6 protein-coding genes and 1 tRNA gene are annotated in these 5,526 nt (G+C 46.2%); all 7 read right to left on the bottom strand.

The genetic code is table 11. From position 1 onward, the window contains the following. The coding region (locus U9P07_10045; protein MEA2109745.1) for a sodium/proton-translocating pyrophosphatase at positions 1-1,058 on the bottom strand (1,058 nt) is incomplete at its 3' end. A 100-nt stretch (positions 1,059-1,158) separates the two neighbouring features. Further along, positions 1,159-1,740: an aminoacyl-tRNA hydrolase gene (gene pth / locus U9P07_10040; protein ID MEA2109744.1), complete on the bottom strand. Its 582-nt coding sequence runs from the start codon at positions 1,738-1,740 to the stop codon at positions 1,159-1,161. Between the two features lie 14 nt (positions 1,741-1,754). Next, complete coding sequence (locus U9P07_10035; GenBank protein ID MEA2109743.1) at positions 1,755-2,408, bottom strand: 50S ribosomal protein L25; 654 nt, start codon at positions 2,406-2,408, stop codon at positions 1,755-1,757. A gap of 250 nt (positions 2,409-2,658) precedes the next feature. After that, a complete protein-coding gene (locus U9P07_10030) occupies positions 2,659-3,597 on the bottom strand; it encodes a ribose-phosphate pyrophosphokinase (protein MEA2109742.1) in 939 nt (312 codons plus the stop codon). A 180-nt stretch (positions 3,598-3,777) separates the two neighbouring features. Further along, a tRNA-Gln gene (locus U9P07_10025) sits at positions 3,778-3,852 on the bottom strand. Between the two features lie 175 nt (positions 3,853-4,027). Beyond that, positions 4,028-4,942: a 4-(cytidine 5'-diphospho)-2-C-methyl-D-erythritol kinase gene (gene ispE, locus U9P07_10020; GenBank protein MEA2109741.1), complete on the bottom strand. Its 915-nt coding sequence runs from the start codon at positions 4,940-4,942 to the stop codon at positions 4,028-4,030. Next, positions 4,942-5,394: an Hsp20/alpha crystallin family protein gene (locus tag U9P07_10015; GenBank protein MEA2109740.1), complete on the bottom strand. Its 453-nt coding sequence runs from the start codon at positions 5,392-5,394 to the stop codon at positions 4,942-4,944. Before U9P07_10015 ends, ispE begins: the two co-directional genes overlap by 1 nt. Positions 5,395-5,526 lie beyond the last annotated feature (132 nt).

The following is a 5,526-nucleotide window of genomic DNA, read 5'->3' as shown; positions in this document are numbered from 1 at the left end:
AGACTGGCTTCGGCAATTTTTCTAATGGGTGCGGCAGACGTATAATATTCGGTTACCAAACCAATCATAATACCGCACAAGCAACCAAAAAGTACCGCCCAGAAAGCCCCGATTGGCAATCCCAGTGATTTAGCTGCATAATAAGTAACAGCCAACATGGCCGCGGCACCGATGAAGGTACAATAACGCAAGGCATCAGCAGGACTATATTTTTCCAGGATTTTCATGGACACAATTCCCAGAATAGAGCTGACAATACCGATCATGACCACCAGCAGCGGAAATGCCATAAACTGGTAGCGAAGGCCGGAGAACAAAGGTCCGGAAGCAGTGGCAGCGATGGCAATAGTCGCAATAATCGAACCAACATAGGACTCGAAAATATCGGCACCCATACCAGCAATATCCCCAACATTGTCCCCAACATTATCGGCAATGGTTGCCGGGTTACGGGGATCATCCTCGGGAATCCCGGCTTCAACCTTACCAACCAGGTCAGCGCCGACATCGGCAGCCTTGGTATAAATTCCACCCCCAACCCTGGCAAACAGGGCAATGGAACTGGCACCCATGGCAAACCCATTAATATATTTAGCTGATTCAGGATCACCACCAAAGAGGTAGAAAAGAACACCTACACCAATAAGACCCAGGGCGGCAACACTCATACCCATAACCGCACCGCCGCTGAAAGCCACACTGAGAGCTTTTGCCTGGCCTGACTGATTTGCCGCGGCGGAAGTCCTGACATTAGCCTTGGTTGCCGCCATCATGCCAAAATAGCCGGCCAGCACCGAACAGATTGCCCCACCCAAAAAGGCAAATGCCGTCTGCCGATCAAGGAAGACAAAAAGCAAAATAAAAACCGCAATGACAAAAACAGCCAGAATTCTGTATTCACGTTTCAAAAAAGCCATCGCCCCTTCACTGATAGCATCGGCAAGTTCCCGCATTTTGGTCGTCCCTACCGACTGCTTCACAACGTACGCGTAGAGCACACCAGCCACCAGGAGACCTATAATTCCCAGAATTGGTGCATAAATCGTCAAATTCTCCATCCTCTTCCTCCTTAGCCAAATGAGTTAATTAAAATTAAAATATCACTTGAGGCAACCATTAAAAGCCACCTTTTTGCCTGTTGTTCCTCATTAAAGTATCTCAATTGCCACGACGATGAAAGAAATTCATCGTCCGTTCAGGACCCTCCTGGATTATCATCTGCACGGCTTTTGATGCTTCATCTAGTGCATGCTGCACAACATCCTGATTTTCAATCGCAAACGGGGTCAAAACATAGTCGACTACATCAAGCGTCCGTTTTTCAAGTCCAATTCCCAGGCGAATACGTAAAAAATCGCTTGTACCCAACGATTCAATTACTGAAAGAACACCCTTATGCCCGCCGGCGCCACCGCCTGATTTAATTTTCATTCTCCCCAGCGGAATATCCAAATCATCATGGATGACGATGACTTGCTGAGGATCTTCCAACTGAAAAAATTTCACCACAGCCGCCACAGCATGACCGCTCAAATTCATATAGGTGAGTGGTTTTGCCAGAACAAGCGATTGCGATAAAAACTCACCAACCCCAACTTCCGCCTCCAATGACGAATAGTAGCGAAAGGCAACATCCATCTCCCGAGACAGACTATCAAGTGCCAAAAAACCAAAATTATGCCTGGTTTCAGCGTATTCTTTCCCCGGGTTGCCCAAGCCAACAACCAGAAAATCCACCATCTTCCCGCGAGAACTTACGATGACTGTTCTTCAGTCTCAGCAACAGCTTCCGCAGCTTCCAGTTCCTCTTCACCCTCTTCGAGCTCTTCACCCTCAGGTTCAACTTCAACCTTGGGAACATAAACAGTAACAATGGTAAAATTAATCTCAGAAATAAATTCAATCCCTGCAAAATCAAGATCATTTACATGAATAGAATCACCTATATCCAGGGCTGAAACATCTATTTCGAACACTTCCGGAATTTCCCGGGGCAAGCACCGAATTTCCAACGAACGTCTTACCGGCTGCAACAGGCCACCTTTAGCAATACCCACCGCTTCACCCTCAAAGCTCAAAGGAACTTCAACCTCGATCGGAACACCGATACGGATACTGTAAAAATCAAGGTGGGAAACACACCCGGTAAGTGGATGATATTGAATATCTTTAACGATAGCCAGTTTTTCTTCATCCTTGTTATCAGTACCAAATGCGAGAGACACCAACGTACTCTGCCCATACTTATGAAAAAAATGATTCAAAATGTGTTCGTTAACCGCCAAAGGTGTAGACTCTACTTCATTTCCATATAATACCGCGGGAACCAGACCTTCCGCACGCATTTTTTTAACAGCACTTTTACCCAACGTGCTTCTGGGCTGGACTTCTAACTCAGCAATAGCCATGCGACTCTAAACCTCCATAAAATTATAACAGAAACCAATAAAAACCAGTTGCCTGAGACTGAATTAAGCGATTAGCTTTTAGCGCTCAGCTGTCAGCTCAATGATTACAAAATGTTTAATATTATACATGTCCACCCAATGGGTGTTGTTACTAATCAACGTAAAGTCCTGATTATTAAAGGCTAATTGCTAATCGCTAACTGCTAATCACTCAGCTTAGGTATAAGATTTTCGGATTTCACCCTCGCGATTAAGAAAACAGACAACTGACAGAATCCTCTATATATATCCTTTTAATGGCATCAGCAAACAAGCCAGACACTGATAGAACTTCAATCTTATCACATTGAGCAACATGCTCATGAGCGGGGATGCTATTTGTAACGACAACCTTTGTCAAACGCGATTGTGCTATTCTATCGATGGCCGGCCCCGACAAAACCCCGTGCGAAGCAAAACCATACACTTTGAGGGCACCTTCTTCCATCAGAACATTAGCCGCCTTGGTGAGCGTTCCGGCAGTATCGATCATATCATCAACAATAACGGCCACTTTACCTTTGATATCACCAATGACATTCATCTCTTCCAGGACATTTGGACCACTGCGCCGTTTATCAATAATCACCAGAGATGATCCTATTCTTTTTGCATATGCCCGGGCCCGCTCAACGCCTCCGGCATCCGGGGAGACAACGGCAATCTCACCCTCAATATTTTCTTTAACGTATTGGACCAAAACCGGCAAGGCATACAAGTGATCAACAGGAATATCAAAAAAACCCTGAATCTGGCCCGCATGAAGATCCATGGCTATCACCCGATCAGTGCCGGCTACGGTAAGCAGATCAGCCACCAGCTTCGCACTGATTGGTGCCCGGGGAGCAACTTTACGATCCTGGCGGGCATAACCATAATAGGGAATCACGGCATTAATCTCAGATGCTGAAGCGCGTTTCAAGGCATCTATGATAATCAGCAACTCCATCAGATTTGTATTAACCGGATCACAGGTAGACTGAATCACAAAGGCACGCATCCCCCTCATGCTCTCATGGATTTCCACCATGATTTCGCCATCACTGAATCGCTTCACCACACTTTTGCTCAGGGGCACACCCAAGTGACGGCAAACGGAATCAGCAAATCGGATATTGGAGCTGCCCGTAACTATTTTCAGTCTTTCCATAAAAATCTTTTAACGCTCCAAAAGGCTTCGCCTACTTGTGGCAATAATTTACACCTTTGCTTCGCTTACGCCCTGAGCGACAGCGAGGAAGTGCCCTTGGGGTGCTTCGCACGGGGACAGAATTAAATTCTGTCCCCATTCGAGACAATATTCGAGACAATTTGATTCCTTTAATTTATCTGGCTGGGGTGGGAGGATTCGAACCTCCGAATGCAGGCTCCAAAGGCCTGTGTCTTACCGCTTGACGACACCCCAACAATTATTACCAAACAATAAAAGCAATTTCACGGCGCCGACCTGACAGGATTAGACCGGAAAGCCAGCTGCCTGCAACCCAAGAAAAAACGGGCATTGCATGCGCCAGCCCGACAATTGGACCCTCCCCATAAATAAAGATCATTCCCGGGGGAAAACCGTATATACGGCATTTTTAAAGTAGGTTATGAACCAGGGAAACGAGCCAACCGGAGTCGCCCCATCTGGCACAGGCCTCCATATAAGCCTCCACGGTTGGTTCATAGGCAGAAAAAACAGCGTAAACCGCCGAACCACTGCCACTCATCAGCGCTCCACGGACCTCCCGTCGCCCCATAAGCCACTGCTTAATCTCGTCCAGTTGGTGAAACTCAGCAAAAATAACTTCTTCAAAATCATTAAAGAGACTATATTTTCCACTTCCACAAACCGGCTGTAAAAATTGCCGCATGTTAATATTATATTTATTGTTTGTCAACTCATAATTTAATTTTTTGTAGGCCCAGGAGGTATTAATTGCAAAGGATGGTTTAATCAAAACATACCACCGGCGATGAGGATGGGACAGGGGGGATAACTGCTCACCTATCCCTTCAACCAGGCAAAGTTCAGGCTGCAAAAAAAAAGGGACGTCGGCCCCCAGATCAATGGCCAGTGCCTGTAGCTCACTTAAACTCAATTCCAGCGATAGAAAAACATTCAAAAGCAACAGTGCCGCCGCCGCATCACTGCTGCCGCCACCCAACCCGGCACCCACCGGGATTTGTTTATCAAGAAAAAATGAAAAGTCAGCAGCCGTATCAATTCCTCTGGCCGCGGCCATCGCCAACATTTTTTGCGCCGCTTTAATCACCAGGTTATCCCCGGTTTTCAAGCAGGGTAGATTCGGACACTGCAGAGTGACGACAGGTGATTGTGCCGGTGAAACTCTCAAACTCAGGACATCGAACAAACTGACCGGTTCCATGACCATTTCCAGCAGATGATAACCATCCTCCCGGCGGCCAACCACTTTCAACCCCAGATTCACCTTGGCTGGACAGGGAATTTTGAAAGTCCCGGATAAATCACGAATGCGTTTAGCCGTCATCAATCAATACTTCTCTTTATCGAAACAGTTTTCTTCTGTTTGCCGCCCACTTTCGGAACCATAAGTGTAAGTATACCATCAGTTAAAGTAGCCTGCACATGATCAGTATCCACCTTGCCTGGAAATTGAAACTGTCGATCAAATGCGCCTGAAGGCCTTTCCAGTCTGAATATTTTTTCCTGCTCAACATTGACGAGAAAAGACCTCTTCCCTTTTAAACGAATAGCATCCGGCAGCAGAAGAACTTCCAGCTCCTCCTGTTTCACCCCCGGCACTTCAATCTCAAGAACATAGTCAAGTCCATTGTCGTACATATCTACCGGCGGAAACCACTGTCCTTGATTGTCCTCCCCTTCACTGTCTATTCGTTCCAGAGAAGTCCGAAACAATTTATCCATTTGCTCTTTCATGGAGTACAAATCATCAAAAGTCTCACCAAATCGTTTACTCATCTTAACCTTCTACCTTTCCTAATCTAGATGCTTTCATAAAAAATCGACAAACCGATGGCACAGTAAAAGCTTAATATTCGAGGCAGGCAAAAACGGTATACGGTGTACGGTGTACGGTGTATGGTGTATGGT

Source organism: Pseudomonadota bacterium, assembly GCA_034660915.1.
Taxonomy (GTDB): domain Bacteria; phylum Desulfobacterota; class Anaeroferrophillalia; order Anaeroferrophillales; family Anaeroferrophillaceae; genus DQWO01.
This window is presented reverse-complemented; position numbering and strand designations above follow the sequence as displayed.